The organism is Chitinophaga varians (assembly GCF_014529945.1).
Taxonomy (GTDB): Bacteria; Bacteroidota; Bacteroidia; order Chitinophagales; family Chitinophagaceae; genus Chitinophaga; species Chitinophaga varians.
The window spans coordinates 1,296,450-1,316,965 of record NZ_JACVFB010000003.1 but is presented as its reverse complement, the minus strand read 5'-3'; the positions used below and the strand labels follow the sequence as shown (position 1 = coordinate 1,316,965).

The window sequence follows — 20,516 nt, the reverse complement described above, 5'->3', positions numbered from 1 at the left end:
GATCACATTTGATCTCCTCCCTTTGCTTTCTTATAATTCTTATTTAATTCTTAGCGCCTTTGCTGCTTAGCGCCTTGGCGTGAAATACCAGTCATCCTTTTTTTCTAACGCCGTTTTTCCTTTTTTGTATTTTGTTCGTTCAACCCATAACAACCAAACTGTGCGTATCATTCCACGTGTATTGGGCCTACTGTGCTGCATATCGGTGTCGCTGGCAGTAAAGGCGCAACAACAGAAGAAAAACGAATCATACCATCTGCGGATTAAGAAAGCCACTTCAGCTATAAAGATTGATGGTATCATTGATGAACAAGCCTGGCAGGATGCAGATATTGCCGGCAATTTCCATATGGTGCTACCGATGGATACCAGCGCGGCGCGGCTGCGTACGGATGTCCGCATGACCTATGATCAGCAGCATATTTACCTGCTGGTGGAAAGTTATACCCCGGATGCAGGGCCTTATATGGTGGAGTCGCTCAGGCGGGATTTTGCCTTTCTGAAGAATGATAATTTCCTGCTTTTTATGGACCCTTTCGATGATCAGACCAACGGTTTCTCCTTCGGTGCAAATGCTGCCGGAGCACAGTGGGACGGACTGATGTACGATGGTGGTAAAGTGGACCTGAGCTGGGATAACAAATGGACGTCCGTTGTAAAAAACTATAAAGACAAATGGGTGTTTGAAGCGGCGATTCCGTTTAAAACGATCCGTTATAAAAAAGGCATTACCCACTGGGGGATCAACTTCAGCCGTAATGATCTCAAAACTACTGAGAAATCGGCCTGGGCACCGGTGCCAAGGCAGTTTGCCACGGCATCGCTGGCCTATACCGGTCGCCTCGACTGGGACACCGTTCCGCCCGCCGCAGGCCCTAATATCTCCCTGATACCTTACCTGTTGGGCGGTATCGCCAAAGATTATGAAAAGGGCTCTCCTTCAAAGTTCCGCCGCGACGTAGGCCTCGATGCCAAAGTAGCCATTACCTCTTCCCTGAACCTCGACCTGACGGTGAACCCTGATTTCTCTCAGGTAGATGTGGACAAGCAGGTCACCAACCTGGACCGCTTTGAACTGTTTTTTCCGGAAAAGAGGCAGTTCTTTCTGGAGAACGGGGACCAGTTTTCCAACTTCGGATACAGCACCATTCGGCCTTTCTTCTCGCGACGTATAGGCCTCGGCGTGCCTATTCATTTCGGTGCCCGCCTCAGTGGAAAGTTGAATAAGGACTGGCGTCTCGGCGTGATGAATATGCAAACAGGCAAACAGGAAGAGACCGGGCTGCCGGCGCAGAACTTTACCGTAGCGGCTTTGCAGCGGCGCGTGTTTTCCCGTTCCAATGTGGGCTTTATATTTATCAATAAGGAGTCATTGAATTATGACCCGTCCAAAGTAGAAGATAAACCTGTTTATTCCCGGTACAACCGGAACGTGGGGCTGGAGTACAATCTGGCCTCTTCCAATAACTTCTGGACAGGCAAGGCCATGTTGCTGAAATCATATAGCCCGGGCAAGACCGGCCACGACTTCGCGCATGCCGCCAATCTGCAATATACCAGCAAGGTGTGGAACATCAGCTGGCAGCATGAGTATGTGGGCCGCAACTATAACGCTGAAGTGGGCTACGTGCCACGACAGGGTTATATCAAAGTGATGCCACAGGTGACCCGGCTTTTCTTCCCGCAGTCCGGTGTGGTGCTAAGTCATGGACCGCAGGTAACCACTACCTGGTTTATGGATGAAAACTTCCACCGTACTGATAACGAAACCATGCTGAACTATGGGATCGTTTTCCGTAAGCGCAATACCCTGAATATCTGGGGATCCAACACCTATATACAGCTGCTGAATCCTTTTGATCCGACCAACACCCGCAAGGACAGCCTGAAAACGGGCACCCGGCATAACTGGAATACTATCGGCGCCGATTATGTGTCCAAGCCACAAAGTCTTTTCACCTATGCTTTCTCCGCACGGTACGGCGGTTATTATGAAGGAGGCACCCGGCTCATGACCAACGCGGAACTGGGCTACCGTTTCCAGCCTTATGTGAGCATAGCGGTGAGCGCCAATTATAATGATATCCGGTTGCCGCAACCATGGGGCAATAACTCCTTCTGGCTGGTAGGCCCACGTCTTGATGTAACGATGACGAATACACTGTTTTTTACCGGCTTTATGCAATATAACGAGCAGCAGAAGAACATCAACCTGAATACCCGCTTCCAGTGGCGGTATCGTCCGGCTTCCGATCTGTTTATCGTGTATACCGACAACTATCTGCCGGAGCCGTTCTATGTGAAAAACAGGGCGCTGGTACTGAAACTGGTGTACTGGTTTAATATTTAGTAGTATAACGTAGATGCATACACGCTTTATAAAAAGAATATGTATCGGAAGATGTTGAACTTCTTGTAGGCAATATTTCTTTTCTGAAGCCGGTTGCCGGTGTTGAATGATCACCGGCAATCGGCTCTCCCCCAAAACATATATCCCTGTTATTCAATCGATTTCCTAATAAGTGTCGTAATTACCCCCATTAATACTCCTTTCTGCCGTTTTTTGTTAATAAGCAGATGTTTAGATCTCATTAACATTTCAATTCGCAATTCCATCTATCATTGTGATCGAAAAAACACAATGGCCGCATCCTAAAAAAACTAAAACAGCTCAAAACATCAGAGTTTTCATTTACTATCGTTGTGAATACAACCCCCTGCGGTTTTTACTGTGGGGATTTTTCATGTCCCTAAAATTATCGTGTATGCAAGGTCCCCGAAAACTGTCGCTTTTATTTTCAGTAGGATTCCTGATGATAGTGCAGCAGGCATCCGCGCAGGCGTTGACCACTATTTCCGGTAGGGTAAAAGGTGGCAACGGGCAACCGGTATCGGTTTCATGGTGGAGTGAGCCGGGCGTATCGCCGGCCAAAAGCCAGGACACCTTATTGCAGAAAGATTACTTCTGTTTTCGGCTGCCAACAGAACCGGTAGCGGTCCTGTTCTTTTATCTGGATGCAGGCGGGGCGCGCAATTTCTATGGCACACTGCGGCCAGGCGACAGTTTGATGCTTACCTTTGCTGAAGACACCATGATACTGGCGGGAAGCGGCGCGCCGGCTTGCCGGGCGCAATACCTGTCGCGGAGGGCACAGGAGCGGATATCCCAGCCCGTGAGGGATGATGTGCCTTCCCGGGTAACCTGGTACCGTCAGCAAATGACCGCCGCGGAAGATGTTTTGCAACGTTATCATGATAGCCTCCCTGCTGCTGAATATGCTGTTGTACGGGCCAACGTGCTGGGGGAGACGGCCGCCAAAATGATAGCCTGCCTGTGGCATGCATCGCCGGACGGGATTGCCCAGGCAGAGCAGTCTTCGTTGTACCAACAAGCCATCAGGCCGGCTTTACCGGCCATTGTGCCTTCCGACACTACGGCACTGGCTATACGTTATCTGAATTATCTGCTGCAAAAAGCGGAAGCGGATTATTTCATGCAGCAGCATAGTCAATGTACCGACCGGGAAATCTATGAATGGATCAAATCGCACTATACCGGTATTATGCGGGATAAGTTACTGGCGCATCAGTTGCTGCAAAGCCTTGCTGCCGGCGGGCAACAGGAAGTATTGGCCAATTGTGCACAGGATTATCTGTCTATGGTGCAACATCCGGCGTGTAAACAGGCGATAGCTGCCAAGTATGGCAAGATAAAGAAAGGTATCAGCAAAGGTATGCCTGCACCGGCTTTCAGCTTCCCCGACAGCACCGGCCACCCTGTCAATCTGAACTTTTTTACCGGTAAGGTAGTACTCCTGCATTTCTACGACGCCGATGATCAACTGTTGCCTTCCCTCTCAGAAATCAATACCTGCTTCAATAAAGAGGAGGTGGTATTCATTCATATCAACTGTAACAGCAACGCCTCTCCGAAGTATCCTGGTGTGCAATTGCATGCCGACGGGCAAATGGGCAACGTGCTGGAACAGTATAATATCAGTCGCTATCCTGCACTGATCGTGGTGGGCAAAAACGGTAATATCTACGCTACCAGGCCGCCGGACCCCACTGCTGATCACGGCGCAGCCCTCGCCGACATTATCTATGCAGCATTATTGCAGTAGCCCCATTTTTCTCCTTATATCCAATATTTTATCTGTTCACACGTTAAGAAAAAGTACGCAGAACAACCGCATCAGCGCCATTGACCCGCAGCCGATTTTTAGAGAGAAACCCGTTTAAATCAGTTTACTAATATTTATAATAAAATATATATATGGGAAATCTGGTTTAATCTTAGTTATTATCGTAAATTCAATATATAACCGTTAAGCCCCTCTATGCCACATGCCAAAGCGTTATTTTGATCGACTACAAACCATTGATTACCTAATCTGGATCAAAGGGACCGGTAAACCCGCTCAGTTAGCCAAGCGGCTTCGTATTTCCGAACGAACACTCTATGAATTCCTCAAAATGATGAAGGAGTTAGGTGCTCCCATTGAGTACGACCGGTACAAAGAAAGTTATTACTACTCAGAAAAAGGTGGATTCAACATCCGGTTCTCTAAGAACCTGGTGACCGCCGCTGGTACTGTAATGATGCTCCTCCTGATTAATCTCTGGTAAAAAAGTCGGCGCCCGATTTACCTGCCAGATCACCGGTAAGTAATCACTGCGCTTCAGCCGCCCCCAGTGGGCCTAAGATTTACGCCAGCAGGTCTACCACACCTGTTAGTACGAATCTTTTGTTACATCTTGAAAAAATGGACAGCCAACAGGGACCACATTCCTGTCCTGTCCATTTTTTTATTAAGCTTAAAATCTTTACAAGTGATTAACAAATTCCTGCTTTATTCCTCTCATATTTACTGAGATGAATAATAACCCCGTTAGCTCCCTTAACCGGTTCAAACCGGGGTCTTTTATAAAAAGCCTTTTTTTATAACGCGGTTTAGATTAGATTTTAGATTACACGCAGGTTTCTCTCCAGTCACCTGCTTCTTTCTTATATTCACAGACAATCTTATCGCAAATCGCTACCAAAACAAATCTTATGTCCCGTAATTATTTTACGCTCCGCTGCGGTAACCAGCATGAAAAAATACCGTACGATGAGCTACAATACCTCGAAGTAATGAACGACCACATCCTGCTACACCTGCAGGAAAAGCGCCTCGCTACCGTGGAAACGCTCGAATGGATCATGTCTCAGCTTCCCATGTCGGCATTCCAACGTGTACATCAGTGGTTTGTGGTGTCTTATCGCCACATCACCCAGCTGGGGGAAAATTATCTCATGATCGGCAATATCAAAATTCCGGTGAGCCAGGAAGCGCTTTCTCCACTCTCCGCCGCTATGGCCGGTAAGGTAACGGAAAGCTGAGCTGATCATCAGGATAACTTTAATTACGAATTATGAATTGCGAATTACGAATGGAGGGCCCCCTTCCAGCAAGGTTGTTTTTAGTAACCTTCCTATAAAGGAGCCCTCCATTCGTAATTCGTAATTTGTAATTCGTAATTATTACCGGATAGCAGACAGTATCTTGCCCGCCACACCATTGGCATCTTCATCATAAGCATGCCCGCCGGGCAATACCAGCTTCCGGTAATGCGCTATCGTAAGGTCGGACAGGTTGAAGTCCTTCTCTTCTGCTCCAAACACCAGCAAAACAGGTTTGTCGGTAATACGGTTGATCTCTGCGGTCACGTTCATCCCCTTACTGGACGACCGCCCCAGCATATCGGAGATATGTACTTCCATATCTGTAAAGCGGGAAGGAGATAAAAAAACAACCTGCGTTACCTGAGCGGAAATATTCTCCGGTAACTGATTGTAGATGAAAGGCAACACATCGGCGCCCAGGGAATACCCAATCAGTATCACCCCGTGGTTGCTGCTCCAGGTCGACTGGTAATGCCGGATCAGTTCTGCTACATCGGTAGCGGCCTGTTGAGGCGTCTTTTTATTCCAGAAATATTTCAGTGCATTCAGCGCTACCACCGGGTAGTTGTGTTGCTGAAAAGCATCGATCATGTTAACGGAAAACTTCTTCATCCCGCCATCTCCGGTAATGTAGAGGATAAGCGGGGCGGTACTGCCGGCGCCAGGTGCTTTTACCTGTACGGGCAGTTTGTTCACATTGGTCTGTGCGGGCAACTGTAAAGCGGAACATAGTAGTAATCCTATCAGCCACCATTTGCCAGTCTGTAATAAATCTCTGGTTAGCATATACAAAGATATCTCCTTCCTCCAAATCAAAATCTGTTCCGTACTCAGGGCTGCATCACCTTGCTCAGGGCGGCCGGTAACTGGATCAAATCAAAATCGTGTTCGTAAATAAGGTACTTGTTGGTCCACATAGTGGCATATTTGTCCTTGAACTCCCGCAACCCCTGATAATGCCGGAAGAAGCGGAGTTTTTCATAGGCGTATTTTACCATCTTTTCGGCAGTGTTCTCGGGCTGACTGATACCGGACATCGGTACCATGCCCAGATTGAGGTACTGTAGGCCTTTGGCCTGTGCATCCTGTATCAGCGCAATGATCAGCGCGTCCATCACGCCACCGGGCGCATTGGTGCGCTTGCGGATCAGATCATAGGTACACTCGCCGGGCGCATAGTCCGGGATGATATTGAGGAAGGCGGCAATGTTTCCCTCCGCATCGGTTACCGTGATCACGTCCTGGTCCCGCATGGCATCGGCATCGAAAAGTCCCTGTGAAAACGTCATTTCCTTCACCTCGTACTGCTGCAACCACTCGTCGCTGACCACTTTCAGCGCGGATAACATGGCGGTCGACTGAGGGGCTGTATGCAGCTGCGTCACATAGCCCTTATTAGCCAGACTGTTGAGCGCATTGCGCAGGGATTTTTTGTCCTTGCCGCTCAGCGTAAAGTCGCGGATATCCATAATGGCTTCCTGCCCAATCAACATCTTTTTCTTCTTCAACTGGCTGAAATAATAGGTGCTGTCTTCATCTACCCGGTAAAAGGCGGGCCGCAGGCCCATCTTCTTACATTGTTGCTCAAATTCTTCCAACAGCAGCAGTTTATTGTCTTCGCTGCACACCGGCTCTTCCAGCACAATCGCAAAACTGCTGGCTACGCGATAGGCGATAAACCCTTCATATTGATCAGAGACATACAGGATTTTATCTTCTCCCACCTTAAAGTAGTCCATAGGAGAATCGCCATACTGGCTCAGATAAAACCGTGCTTTCTCCAGTGTAGTGTTGTTATGCTTCGATACATGCAGGTAAGGTCTGATGATGGTATAAAACAGGAAAGCCCAGGAACTGACACCCAGTACCCGGATGGCCGACATAAACTCGCGGGCAAACCGTGTTACAGGCTGCAGTCCGTCGTCTTCCAGCAGCATAAAGCAGTGGAACGCATGGCGCAGCGACTGCTGCCAGGTGAAGTCAATACCAAAGTGCCGTACGTTCAGAAAATAAAAACCGATGGTCCCGAAAAACAATACCAACAGGAAAGTGGCCACCGCTGTCACGACCCCGATGTTCACCAGTTGCGGATTGCTTTTCACGCGGTATTGCCGGGCAGTGACCAACAAGAGGAAACTGGTCACCAGCGCAAGGCTGGCCTCTTCATAGTCCAACGCCTTACCAATGTGGCCAAATACCGATATCAGGGATACGGATAACGCTACGATCCATGCGCTACGCAGCCCCCTGAAAAGAAAAGTGGCTGTCACCAACAGAATAAGCCCGGAAAAGACTACCAGCAGATTGGAGGCATGGATGGACGTGCCGGGGATATACGCCCGCAGCAGATGCATACGGTAGGCTAACGGTGGCGTCAGTACAGAAAATATGTTGACCATCCCCAGGAGGAAAATCAGGATGGGAGGCAGCAGGCGCAGCACCAGATCACGGCCTTTCAGTGCGAAGGCCACCATACCGGCAGCCAGCGGCAACCAGAATTCGAACAGTCGGAATAACAACGTTATCTCCAACGCCTGGAGCGTGCTGTAACCGTAGTTGCTAAGCAGGTAGGCGAGCGACAGCTCGATGGCTCCCAGTCCACGCAGGAAAGGAGAAATAATCAGAAAGATAGTGGCCACGATATAACCCACGCAGGCCGCTTCCAGGGAAGGCGTTACACCCGTGGCCAGCATACTGAGGTAGAGATGTGCCACGCCGGCCACTTCTATCAGTACCGATGCCAGTACGGTGTAGGTAAAGGAGGGCAGCGACAAATGAAAAGTGAACATCTCATCCACCTTATGCGCAGTGGCCGGGAAGTACCTGATCAGCAATTGATAGGCTTTGCCCTTGGTTTGCATAGACCGCACCAGCCATACCACCAGCGCCAGCAACACGCAGATGGCTGCAAGGCCCCAGCCGGCATCTTTCATGCTTCCGGTGTGTAACATGGCATACATCACCACCGGGATGCCTACCAGAAAAACAGACAGGATTCCGATGAAACCATAGATACCGGAAGCCTGATGTATCTGTTGTTTGTGCAACTGCTCCCGCCGCAGGCTTTGCGGCACATAGGCCAGTGAACTGATACCGCCGGCAGGCAGGAATACGGACAACAGATTACGTTTCAGAAAAAGTTCGGTGCCCAGGTAAGTGCTCAGTCTGGAGCCTACCGCCCGAAAACTGAATACATACATCAGCGCCTGTAACAGTATATAGATACCCGTTACCGCAATGCCCATCATCACCCAAACCCGGTCGGCCCTTTCAATAGCCGGCACCAGTGACTTCAATTCGTGACGTTGGGAACGGAAAAAATAAATCGCTAACAGAATAAATAACAGGGCTAACATCTCCTTCCAGTGGAGCTTACGCAGAAAAGCCGCAGACAGAAACTTTTTTTCAAGAGGCATGGCAAATGGTTATACTTGATTTTGTTGTCAACCCACAAAGTTAACCCACACCTTTGGTGTAAGACGTGCGTAGTAAAGAGTTTAAGCGTATTTTAATATCTGCTTTATTCCATTAATACGATTTTTTCTGTATGTATAGTTTGCCCATTCTCATCCAGGAACTGTAGGAAGTAAATCCCCCTGGCCAGATAAGAAGGGATGTCCAGTTCGTAATAATTGCGCGTAGGCAGCGGTTGTTGATATTCCTGCGTGAGGATGCGTCTGCCGGGAACATCCAGCAGGGCGATGGCTTTCACATGGATGCCTGCGCCATAGTAGATATGGACTACACGACCGCGGACAGGGTTGGGCCAGACAGTAATATCCCCTTTCGCATTTTTGCCTTTCACCAAACGAACAGGCCCATAGAAGAAGCTGCCATCGGTCATGATAACTTTCAGCCGATAGAAAATAAATTGATCATTAGGTTGATAATCAGTGCCGGGGTAGCCAACCGGAAAATAGCTGATGCCACCGGGGGCGCTGCTTTTCACGAACCCGATAGAGTCGAAGTTGGCAGTGCCGGCATATTTACGCTCAATGGTAAAGCCGGCGCAGAAATATTCCCGGCCGGTAATCCAACGCAGCAGCACGCTGTCGGCATCGGTGCTGCTGCGGTTGGCTTCAAAGTATTGAAGCGTAGTTCTCTCCGGACTGTTAACGGTTTCTGCCACCAGGCTGGTGAAGTAATTAGTGGTGGCCAGGTGTTGAAATGATCTCACGCCATAGGCTGCCTGGTTGTCTGGCCCGGCGGTGGAAAAAATACTCGGTGATACGGGTGCGGCCCGCTGGGCGGCCACATCCCAGCCGGAGGGAAGGTAACGGGCCAGGTAACTGGTGTTGCGGTTAGCTTCATATACCGGACCTTCATCGCCGAAACCATGCACCAGCCAGAGATTGACAGATGCGTCCGGCCGGGACACATCTATCTGCCAGGTTTTATTGATGCTGGTAAGTAACAAGTTACGACCGGTGGTAAGGAAAAAGAAGGTACTATCAGTGACGCCTACACGAAAATCTGATGTGGCGCCTTTGTTAGCAATAGCAGCGGGTGTAAAGGAGGATGGCCGGGTGCCGACAGGGAATACTATGGTACCATCGGTGGTAGCCATCTGTTTACGGTACAGGAAGCCGCCACCGGTGACGATAAACCGTTGCGGGGAATAATGCCGGATATCTCCCGGCGTATGATGTCCTACTACCAGGTTCCATCCATTGAGAAAAACATGTCCTTTTCGTATATCCAGCACGTTGACCACCTTCAGATCACTGAGGTCGTCGAGTATCACACCTGGCGAGGTTTCCACGCTGAGGTTGGGGAAGCTGGTCCCGGTATTCATGACAGCGCTGAAGCCGCCGGTAATATGTTGGTACAGCGCCGGATCGGACTGCACGAAGCGGAATAGTCCGCCGGCAGCGCTGAAGCCGTCAGGGCTTTCATCATGGATATCGGCGTTGTTGCTGTTACGCCAGCGGAACCCGAAGAAGTTCACCACTGAGCCGGTGGTAGAGAGGATATTGCCTTCATTGACCATATCTCCGAAGATGCTGATGGTGTCTTTGCCGAAGATGCCTATCCGCGCATCGGCGTGTAGCCACGTAGCTGACTGTCCCGCTATGGTAGCGGGAAGCAACAGAAGAAGCGATATGTACAACAGGTACCGGATATAAATTTTTTTTAGGCCGGCTAATAACCGATGACCGTGAGAAAGACTTTATGTGTTTTATCAGTGTCTTGTGCCATCCCGTTGAGTATCGTTAATCCGGCGTTGCCGCGGACAATGACGATGTTGACGGTTGTCAGCGTGTAACTGGTCACAATGGGAATGGGCGCATCTGAAACGCCACTGCCGGTGCCTCCCAGGCCGGTAGCCTGAATGCTCAGGATATTGGTGAAGCCGGCATTGGAGATACTGGCCGTGACCGAGCCGCCGCCTGCGTTGTACAGTGTGTCTGACCATATTTTGATGGTATTGGTCAGTGGCGTCGATGAGCTTTTGTTGTAAAACAACGGCGCGGTAGCGGTGCGTACCACATTACCGGAAGCATCCACGCCGATGCCGGCGGCGCTGGCCGTTACCGGGGAAGCGCTGGTAAGGTTTTGCAGCAACACGCCCGAGCTGTTGGCCACACCGCTGGTGACGTGCAGGGTGGCAGCAGGCGAGGATGTGCCGATACCAACATTACCGGTGGATGAGATAGCGACTCTTTTGGTATTGTTGGTCCGCAATACAAGTCCGGTAGCATCAGTCGTGCCGATGAATTTCGTGAGCGTATCCGTGCCGGCGTTGCCGGTCAGTTTCCAGCTACTACCGGTCACGGCTGTACTATCCGCCAGCCGCGACCAGCTGCCGTTGCGCCGTATCATCACGCTGCTGGCAGGGATATAGTAAATCAGCATGCCATCGGGGGAAGCCGAGAGCGGCGACACGGTGGTGTCCTGTATGCGGGGAAGCAACAGGCCCTGTGTCTTCGCTCTGATTTCCAGCAATGCTGATTTGGTGGTGGCAGCCACGGTATCGCTCAGCAGCAGCTGTTGTGCCTGTAGCCCCTGCCACAGCAGCAACAGCGCGCAGGTGAGCGCGCAGCCATGCAATATGTTTTTCAGCATAATAACAGTTTAGCACCTGTAATGGGGTTGTCTATTTCTTGATGACCCACCAGTTGGTGCCGTCTGTCTGAATGGTTACATAAGTGTAATTGTTGTAGATGGTGTAGTTGCTACCGCCTTCTATCTGTCCGCTGGAAGGTTGGATGATCACGCTGTTGTCGATACTACCGCCGGTTTTTTTGATGGTGTATACCCGGCCAACGATGTTGGTGCCCGGCGGGAGCGTAATGGTAACGGAGCCGGTGGAGGCATTGACCAGTACGGTGTTGTCTGTTTCGGTGAGACTGCCGGAGCTGTTAACGGAACGGATATTCATCGACATGGACCCGCTCACCTGCAAGGTGGAGTTGGCGCTGGCAGCGCTGCCGATATTGGCGCCTTTGCCTACCGCCAGGGAATCGCGCAGTGTTTTGTTACCCGCAAAGGTCTGGGTAGAATCATTGACTACTCCGCGTGCGGTGGTACTGGCGTCCGGCACGTTGATGGTGATGCGGTTGGTGACAGAGGTGCTGTCGATGTTAACGTCTGTACCGTTTTTACCGGAGAGGAAGGAGATGGCCGGACCGGTTTGTCCGTTGATCTGCCGGATGCCCACGGAGAAAGCGGTGGAGTCTACCAACCTGTTTTCGATAGCGCCGGTAGTGGGATTACGAAACAGGACACTGGTAGTGGCGGTGCTTACATTGGGAGGCGCGGTGGCGAGGGTGACGTTTCCGGTGATGTTGGCGCCGCCGGCGGTGATACGCAGCCCGTTGCCTACAGTGGCTGCGCCGGTTACCCCGAGGTTGCCGGCCATGCTGGCGCTGTCGCGGAATGTTTTTACGCCGGCGAAGGTTTGGCTGGTCACGGACACGCCCCCGGGATTGGTAGCATCAGCGGCCACTAGTTGGAGCGTGCCTGTAGCCGGGTCCAGGGCGAGGCCGTTGGCATTGGTGGGTGTGTTTACGAATGCGCCGATGGTGATGGCCTGTTGTTTACTGCTGAATTTAGCCCAGTCGGCATAGGTGAGCAGCCCCGTTTTCTGCGTAGTACCGTTCACGATAGGTACGTTCATGGTGATGGTACTATCGGCGGCGGTGGTAGTAACGCCGTAGGCCGCGTTGGCGGTATCTGCTTTGATGGTAAACCCTTGTTTGGCTACGCCGTTGAGGGTGCGGATCGCGTCATTAAAAGCAGCGGCGGAGAGGTTACGCTGATTGACGGTGCCGGTAGCCGGATCGATGACGAGGACGCTGATCAGGGAAGTGCTGGTGGGCACCTGTTTAAGGGCCACGTTTTGGTTGGCCGCAATGCTGATGGCTTCGGTGCCGTTTGTCCTGACCGACAGTGGCTGGTTATCGGAGGTACCGATATAATTGGCGGAAGTGGTGCCGGCGTTGCCTTTGAGTTGCCAGCTGCTGCCGGAAACGGCGAGGCTGTCGGCCAGTTTGGCCCAGTATCCGCCGCGGCGTACCATCAGGCTTTGGGTGCCGGTGAAATAGATGATCATCCCATCGGGCGCGGTGGTGAGTGGCGCCAGGGTGGTATCCGGAATTCTGGGAAGGAGCAAACCCTGACGGAGGCTTTCCAGTTCAAGGATAGATGCTTTGTTGATGGTGGCCGGGTTATCTCCGATTTTGAGCTGCGCCCATACGGTCTGGGACGCTAACAGGAATAGGAACAGCGCTGCCAGACGAAAAGTTGTGTAGTTCTTTTTCATGCACAAGGAAATTGAGGGTGAGTGGATAATGGAAACAAAGCGGTATAGGGCCCGGATTTGGGGCTGTGTAGTGGGGCGGATGTACGAGATTTGCAGTAACTAATTCATTATAAATATACGCTTTCCCGTTAGGTTGCCATCAAAAAAAATATCCCGGCCGGAGCCGGGATAGCTGCAACAGGCAGGGCCGTTTGCTGTTGTCTTATCATTGTTGCGTGTTGTCGCCTAGTGCTCTTCTTTGTTGTAGGGTACCACGAGTACGGGTATACGCGCGTGACGGATAATATATTCCGCCGTGCTGCCTACCAGCATGTGGTTGAGGCCGGTGCGCCCATGGGTGCCTACCACCAGGATGGCGCTTTCTCCATTGTGAGCCTCATCAAGTGTTTCATTTTTTGGATTGCCGGTCGTTACACGGATGTTGATATTGGCAGCCGGGTATTTGTCTTTGTAAGACTGTAAAATGTCTTCTGCTTCTTTAATCCTGCCTTGTATGTCATCGGTAAATACGGGACCAGCTTCCGGCAGGCCGAGGCCTATGCCGATTTCGATCACGGTGAACAACGTAACGGAAGCCTGCATTTTTTCGGCCAGTTCAACGCCTGTGTTGATCACCTGTTCGGAGAATGGGCTGAGGTCGACTGCGATCAGAATTTCTGCCATATGCGGTGTATTTAATTGTGAATAATTATTCATCTATAGTGTCTATCAGGCTTTGATGGCGTCCCAACAGAGGTCGAAAGTAATGCTCATCCGGTTTTTGGTGAGTGCGGTGCCGCTGTAGTGGATCTGTTTTACCAACTCATTCATGGAGCCGATGATCACGGTGATCAGCAGGTCCTTTTCCACGTTTTTGATCAGTTGTTCCGCCTGGCCTCTTGCCATCAGCGCATAAAACGGTTCCGCCAGCTCTCTGGCCTTTTCCCGCGTGGCTGCGGTGATGTAAGGGGAGTGGTAACACTGCTCCAGAAAAATGAACTCTTCAAAATGCTGCAGCCGGTAACGGAGTATGTTCATCCAGATACTGCGGAAGCCGGGTTTGAACGGTTGCCGGGCATCATATCCCCGGAAGGACACGGTCACCGAGTTCTCCCGGCAGGCAGCAAAAAGCGCATTGATCAGCGCATCCTTGTTGTCGAAATATACATACAGGGTACCGGTGGCAATCCCGGCCTCTTTGGAAATATCCCCCATGGTCATGCCTGCCAGGCCCTTTTTGGCCACCAGCTTCAGCACGGCCCTGAAAATACGGGCATACTTCTTATCGTCTTTCAATTTCACAATACAAATATAAGTGAATATTTATTCACCATAAAAAAGCAGCACGGGATGTTTGTATTACCTGTCACGAAAAGAAAATGGGGATGTTTTCTGTTCAAAAAAATATATCAGGGAAAACATCAGGGGAAAGGAGATCGTCCGTAAAACAGCGGAAAAATAACCGTTAAGCAACCCGTTGTGATAAACCCCCGTAGTGTATACAAACGGGGGTATTGTTGTCTGTTGATTAAATCAGGCCTTGAAAAAGCGTTGGTTTAATCAGCATATTAAAATTAGTCAACCATTGATTAGAAAAATCCAACTGGCCTGGACAAGCCGATTGGGGTTTAGCTGAGATATTTGTTAGATGTATGCATTTCATTTGTTACTTTTTTTCATAACGCAGTGTTAGTACCGTAATATTACTGGCAATCCCCGCTGGTTTAGTTAATAGAATCTAAACGCCTCCGGATTAACAATTGGAAATCCTGTTGAGATTGGCTGAAACCCTTTGTGAATAAGGGTTGTTGGATTTTAGGTATTTATCCACACTTATTAACAGGTATCCACACACGTTATTCACATAGATGTTGATAACTGATGTAATCCTTGTCTGTGTTGATGATGGTATTGTTGGTTGACCATCAGCCGCCGGGAAATATCCGGTTTATCCACAAACGTTATCCACATACCCCTGCTGCCCGCGCTGAAAATGCAGTCTGACGGTAATTTGTTTTTTCCCTTTTGGAAGAAAACCCGGCAAATGCCTCACAGGAAGGCATCGCCGGCCATCCGGATACGGGGATGTCGTTGAAAAGGTGGTCTGTGGACCATCAACGCCCTCCCATACGGACACGCATCTCCGAAAGGTATTCACCGGCAGCGAATCGGAGTTGCCCTGTAGCCGCTTCCCGGGGAAAGCCCCGCCAGAAGGCAGTCGACGCCCGGTATACGGTCACGCACCTACGGACCGCCTGCGGAAACCAGACCGGCATGCATTCACGGAATCGATCAACCGGTGAGTGATAATTTGCTGCTGTCAGTTCCGGAAATAAACCTACTGTATAACTGACGCCCGGAAAAACGGTACCAGGGGCTGCGCAAACTGTTAGTAATTTCCTGCGGACGTATCAGACATTCCGCCTGGCTCCCCGCAACTGCAGCCCTATGGCATTGAGGAATCCCGGAAGAAGATGATTGCGGAGCATATGATGATTTAAAATGAGACAAAAAGCCCTTATTTTTAAACAGAACAGCAAACACGGTTTATGATGGACAGCGGCCGCGGGACAGACGACGTCAGCCGGAAGCGGCATATAGTGAAGACCAGGGAACGCGGAACGAATGCGCACAGCGATTCCCGGGTGCCGGCAAATACATTTAAAACAACATCACAAAATGACCAGAGAAGAATTGATTGAATTGGTGAAAAAAATAGCTGCTGCAGCGGGTACGGAAGAAGAGATCGACAACATGCTGAGTTTACTGGCAGAGCAGGTGTCTGACCCCCACGTCAGCGACTACATTTATTGGGAGGACCTGACAGCTGAAGAAGTGGTGGACAAAGCACTGAAACACAAGCCTATACAGCTTTAACGGCTATCGGACCATCCATTACTGCCTGGAAAATAATGCGTGGTGAGCCGGGTACTGCCATGATATCTCAGTAAAGGTGGGCATCTATATAAAACAAGCCATTACTGCAAAAAAAATACCCTTGCTGTGACAATGCAGCAAGGGCTTTAAAAACATTCACATGTCATCTGCAGAAAGATAAGCTACTGACAGATGTTGATAATCAAAATTGAAGCCTAGTAATATGTTGAATAAGATGATACTAACATTGGGAAGTTATCATGCAGGAGGCAAAAAGGATAACTTCTGGTATCGAAGATAGATATTACATTTTGTAAAATTGGTTAACCATTCGTTAACGTAAGCGTGTAGCCCTCCATGGTATCATTTCTTGTACCATTTTCCCTTTCCCTGATAGCATTTTCCAGCCGCTTGCACAAGCCACGGCTTATGTATATTTTTTGACCGGTGCTATAAAAAATCCAACGTTATGAAACGACTTGTACTGTTGTTATGGACGGTATGTTTATATCCTGCCCTTTTCGCTCAGGACATGCCCGATATGTGGACTAAATCAGGCGGTAACAATGCAGCCCATCCGGGCCTGAAATGGTTTACCGGCGCGAAGTTCGGACTTTTTATACACTGGGGACTGTATTCCAAACTGGGTGGCCGCTGGAAAGACAGCAGCTACTACGGCAGCGGTGAATGGATCATGAACCGGGCAAAAGCCCCCGCGAAAGAATATGCAGCCGTCGCCAAGACATTCAACCCACAAGGGTTTAACGCGGAGGAATGGGCCAATACCGCCCGCGAAGCCGGCGTAAAATATCTCGTGATCACGGCCAAACATCATGAAGGATTCAGCATGTACGATTCCAAAGTGACCGACTTCGATATCGTAGATGCGTCCCCGTATGGTAAAGATCCCATGAAAGCCCTTTCCAAAGCCTGTCGTGATAAAGGCATTCAGTTTGGCTTCTATTACTCCCAGTTCCTCGACTGGCACGAACCGAACGGTGGCGGCAATAGCTGGGACTTCAACACAAAAGAGAAAGACTACCAGCAGTATTATCGCACCAAGTCTGTTCCGCAGCTGAAAGAACTGCTGACCAACTACGGTCAGCTGGGATTGGTATGGTTCGATATGCCGGGGGGCCTCACACCGGAACAGACCAAACAGATGATCGACAGTCTGCGCCTGCTGCAACCCAACTGCCTGTTCAGCAGCAGAGTAGGCCATGGTCTTGGTGATTACCGCGACTTTGGCGATTCAGAAGTGCCGCCTGTCCCCATCACAGGCGCATGGGAATCTATCTACACCCACAACGATTCCTGGGGATATATTCAACACGATCTCAATTTTAAATCTCCCAAAGAAATCATACAACTCCTTTCCAATGTAGCCTCCAAAGGGGGCAACCTCATGCTCAATGTAGGTCCGGACGGCGAGGGTAAATGGCCTCAGTATTCCATCGATTATCTGAAAGCCACCGGTAAATGGTTGAAGCAATATGGAGAGAGTATCTACGGTACTACCTATGGACTGATACCAGCGCAACCGTGGGGCGTTACCACCAGCAAGCCCGGTAAACTGTTCCTGCATGTATGGGAGATGCCCGCCGACCGCCAGTTGCGGATTCCCGGTGTGGATGCCCGGGTGAAATCCGTTAAGGTACTGGGTACCGGCACTGCGCTGACGTTCAAACAACAGCCGAACGAAACCACCATACAACTGCCGGTAACGTTGCCGGATACACGTAATACGGTGCTGGTGATGGAATACAGCGGCAACCAGTCTGACCGCTCCCAGCTGCGCACACAAACTGTCAGCAGCCAGTACGCACAGGCGGAAATACCCACCGTATGGGCTGTTTATAATGGTGCGGCGAAAAACAAACTGTTTACCTGGTCGCATTATTTCGGTGACTGGAAGCATGATAACCTGGCGTATGATATGACTACGCCGGAGGATGCGCTGGTGTTCCCGCTCGATATACAGGATGCAGGAGATTATAAGATCATGCTGGAGTATGCCTGTGAAAAATCCAGCGCGTCGCAACAGGGGGTGGTAACACTTAACGGGCAACAGCTGCCTTTCCTGACACTGTTTACCGGTCAGTTCGATAGCCATCAGCCGATGATATTTATCCGGCATGCTATCGGTATCCTGCACGTGGATAAGCCCGGCATCAACAACCTGACCGTCAAACCCGTGTCAGGCAATAAAAAGGAATTGTTCCGGCTGCGCAAGGTCATCCTGCAGCCGGTGAAATAAGGACTGCTAAATTTATAGTGACAAATGAAAAAAAAGACACCCCTGCTATTGACCGCAGGCTTGTATGCCGCACTGGCAACGGCGCAGCCGAAGATGCCGGTCCGTGACTGGCTGATAGACCCGCAAGGGTTTACGGCCACGGCCACGGAAAAAGGAAAAGAAATTGTGCTCAGCAATGGTTTGTTGAGCCGCAGTTTTCGTACGGCCCCCAACGTTATTTGTACGGATTTCCGTAATCTGGTGAGCGGAGAGCAATTGCTGCGTGCGATAAAGCCGGAAGCACGCCTCTTGATCAACGGCCGCGCTTATCAGGTGGGCGGCGCCACGGGACAGCGCCAGAACGCTTATCTGTTGCCCGCCTGGCTCGACAACCTGCAGGCTGGCGCGCATGATTTTGTATATGCCGGCCATCAGATTGCAGACATACAACCGGCGCTCAACTGGAAAGCCGGCCGCTGGTGTGCCAACCCCCGGCAGGCTACCGGCAAAGCGGTGATCTTTGCGTATAAAGCCCAGGCACCGGAATTGCAGGGGGTAACCGTAAAAGTGCACTACGAAGTTTTTGATGGTATCCCGTTGCTGTCCAAATGGCTGGAGGTGACTAACGGTACCGGGCAAACGATGAAGCTGGACCAGGTGGTCAATGAAATACTGGCCACACCGGAAGAAGAGTCTACCGTGGTGGGAAGTCCGGACCAGATAAGGACACCGCATGGCATTTATGTGGAAAGCAACTACACTTTCAACAACTCCATGACGGCCAGGCTCAGCGATCAGACCACTCACTGGAAAACAGACAGCACCTATACTTCACAGGTGAACTATGATCTGTTGACGCCCTGTGTGCTGGAGGTACATCCCAAAGTGCCGGTAGGTATAATGTTGGCGGCGGGGGAACATTTTGAATCCATCCGTACTTACGAACTGCTGCTCGATGGTTATGACCGGGAACGCAACGGGCTGGCCAAACGCCGCATGTACCGCGTGCTGGCGCCATGGACCACCGAAAACCCCATCTTCATGCACCTCGTCAGCACCGATCCGGTGAAGGTGAAAAACATCATCGATCAATGTGCGGCCACCGGCTATGAAGGCGTGATCCTGAGTTTTGGCAGCGGCCTCAATATGGAAGACACCAGTGCGGCCAATATCGCGAAATATAAAGCACTGGCTGACTATGCCCATCGTAAAAAAGTAATGCTGGGCGGATACTCCCTGTTTTCAAGCAGGCGTATCAGTGATGAAGATGATGTGATCAATCCTGCTACCGGAAAGCCCGGCGGCGCTTTCTTCGGCAACGCCCCCTGTCTGGGCAGCAAATGGGGCCTCGGTTATCTCGATAAACTGAAACACTTCATTACCGCTACCGGCTTCGATATTTTTGAGAATGACGGGCCTTATCCCGGTGATGTCTGCGCTTCCACCACCCATCCGGGTCATAGCGGGAAAGATGATTCCCAGTGGAAACAAATGCAGCTGCAAAAAGGACTGTATCGTTTCCTGAATGCCAAAGGCGTTTATATCAATGCGCCTGACTGGTATTTCATGGACGGTACCAACAAAATCAGTTTGGGTTACCGGGAGGTGAATTTCTCGCTGCCAAGAGCTGAACAGCTGATCCTCAACCGGCAGAATATTTTTGACGGTACCTGGGAGAAAACACCTTCCATGAGCTGGGGTTTTGTGCCGCTGAGCGAATACCATGGCGGCGGCGCAGATGCTACGCTGGAGCCGCTGAAAGACCACCTCGATACTTATGAGCAACTGATGATGCAATACTACGGCGCCGGCGTTCAGGCTTGCTATCGTGGCCCGCGGTTGTACGATACCGATGCCACACACCAGCTGGTGCAGCAGGTAGTGGGCTGGTATAAAAAGTACCGTGATATCCTTAATACCGATGTACTGCATCTCCGCCGCCCTGATGGCCGCGACTGGGACGGTATCATGCACATCAGTTCCGTGCTGCCACAAAAGGCAATGGTGATGTTGTACAACCCCACCGCCACGCCCATTACCCGGGAAGTGGCGTTGCCACTGTATTATACCGGTCTTACCCAGACCGTGAAGATAAGAGAGAAAGAAGGCGCACTAAAAACGTATCGTCTTGACCGTCAGTATACCGCTCACGTGAAAGTGACGATTCCGGCCTCCGGATACACCTGGCTGGTAGCAGAGTAAACATCCAT

Annotated in this window: 14 protein-coding genes; 7 read left to right on the top strand and 7 right to left on the bottom strand. The window is 50.6% G+C overall.

Annotated features, from left to right (window positions below):
• Positions 1–160 precede the first annotated feature (160 nt).
• The 4 genes from ICL55_RS19835 (at position 161) to ICL55_RS19820 (ending at position 5,386) form a co-directional block, all read left to right on the top strand.
• Positions 161–2,350, top strand: coding sequence for a DUF5916 domain-containing protein (locus ICL55_RS19835; protein WP_343067828.1), 2,190 nt, complete (start codon positions 161–163; stop codon positions 2,348–2,350).
• A gap of 415 nt (positions 2,351–2,765) precedes the next feature.
• Positions 2,766–4,124, top strand: coding sequence for a peroxiredoxin family protein (locus ICL55_RS19830; RefSeq protein WP_188100399.1), 1,359 nt, complete (start codon positions 2,766–2,768; stop codon positions 4,122–4,124).
• A gap of 352 nt (positions 4,125–4,476) precedes the next feature.
• Entirely contained in the window at positions 4,477–4,629 is a 153-nt protein-coding gene (locus tag ICL55_RS35650; RefSeq protein ID WP_240976050.1) for a hypothetical protein, read from the top strand.
• A gap of 427 nt (positions 4,630–5,056) precedes the next feature.
• Positions 5,057–5,386: a LytTR family DNA-binding domain-containing protein gene (locus tag ICL55_RS19820; protein ID WP_188100395.1), complete on the top strand. Its 330-nt coding sequence runs from the start codon at positions 5,057–5,059 to the stop codon at positions 5,384–5,386.
• A gap of 141 nt (positions 5,387–5,527) precedes the next feature.
• On the opposite strand, the gene ICL55_RS19815 is transcribed toward ICL55_RS19820, so the two are convergent.
• From ICL55_RS19815 to ICL55_RS19785, 7 genes are all read right to left on the bottom strand, one after another.
• On the bottom strand, positions 5,528–6,235 hold the full coding sequence (locus ICL55_RS19815; protein WP_188100393.1) for an AcvB/VirJ family lysyl-phosphatidylglycerol hydrolase: 708 nt from the start codon (positions 6,233–6,235) through the stop codon (positions 5,528–5,530).
• A gap of 44 nt (positions 6,236–6,279) precedes the next feature.
• A complete protein-coding gene (locus ICL55_RS19810; protein WP_188100391.1) occupies positions 6,280–8,865 on the bottom strand; it encodes a phosphatidylglycerol lysyltransferase domain-containing protein in 2,586 nt (861 codons plus the stop codon).
• A 104-nt stretch (positions 8,866–8,969) separates the two neighbouring features.
• On the bottom strand, positions 8,970–10,559 hold the full coding sequence (locus ICL55_RS19805; RefSeq protein WP_188100389.1) for a T9SS type A sorting domain-containing protein: 1,590 nt from the start codon (positions 10,557–10,559) through the stop codon (positions 8,970–8,972).
• Between the two features lie 32 nt (positions 10,560–10,591).
• Positions 10,592–11,515 (bottom strand): hypothetical protein, encoded by a 924-nt coding sequence (locus tag ICL55_RS19800; RefSeq protein WP_188100387.1) that lies wholly within the window; start codon positions 11,513–11,515, stop codon positions 10,592–10,594.
• A gap of 31 nt (positions 11,516–11,546) precedes the next feature.
• Complete coding sequence (locus tag ICL55_RS19795) at positions 11,547–13,214, bottom strand: autotransporter outer membrane beta-barrel domain-containing protein (protein ID WP_188100385.1); 1,668 nt, start codon at positions 13,212–13,214, stop codon at positions 11,547–11,549.
• Positions 13,215–13,439: 225 nt separating this feature from the next.
• Positions 13,440–13,877, bottom strand: coding sequence for a universal stress protein (locus ICL55_RS19790; RefSeq protein WP_188100383.1), 438 nt, complete (start codon positions 13,875–13,877; stop codon positions 13,440–13,442).
• 45 nt (positions 13,878–13,922) lie between these two features.
• Positions 13,923–14,495 (bottom strand): TetR family transcriptional regulator, encoded by a 573-nt coding sequence (locus ICL55_RS19785; protein WP_188100381.1) that lies wholly within the window; start codon positions 14,493–14,495, stop codon positions 13,923–13,925.
• Between the two features lie 1,377 nt (positions 14,496–15,872).
• Here ICL55_RS19785 and ICL55_RS19780 point away from each other — a divergent pair.
• The 3 genes from ICL55_RS19780 (at position 15,873) to ICL55_RS19770 (ending at position 20,508) form a co-directional block, all read left to right on the top strand.
• Complete coding sequence (locus tag ICL55_RS19780; RefSeq protein ID WP_188100379.1) at positions 15,873–16,070, top strand: hypothetical protein; 198 nt, start codon at positions 15,873–15,875, stop codon at positions 16,068–16,070.
• Positions 16,071–16,539: 469 nt separating this feature from the next.
• The gene (locus tag ICL55_RS19775; RefSeq protein ID WP_188100376.1) at positions 16,540–18,327 is read left to right on the top strand and encodes an alpha-L-fucosidase; all 1,788 of its coding nucleotides are present in this window, start codon (positions 16,540–16,542) and stop codon (positions 18,325–18,327) included.
• Between the two features lie 24 nt (positions 18,328–18,351).
• Positions 18,352–20,508, top strand: coding sequence for an alpha-galactosidase (locus ICL55_RS19770; RefSeq protein ID WP_188100374.1), 2,157 nt, complete (start codon positions 18,352–18,354; stop codon positions 20,506–20,508).
• Positions 20,509–20,516: the final 8 nt, after the last annotated feature.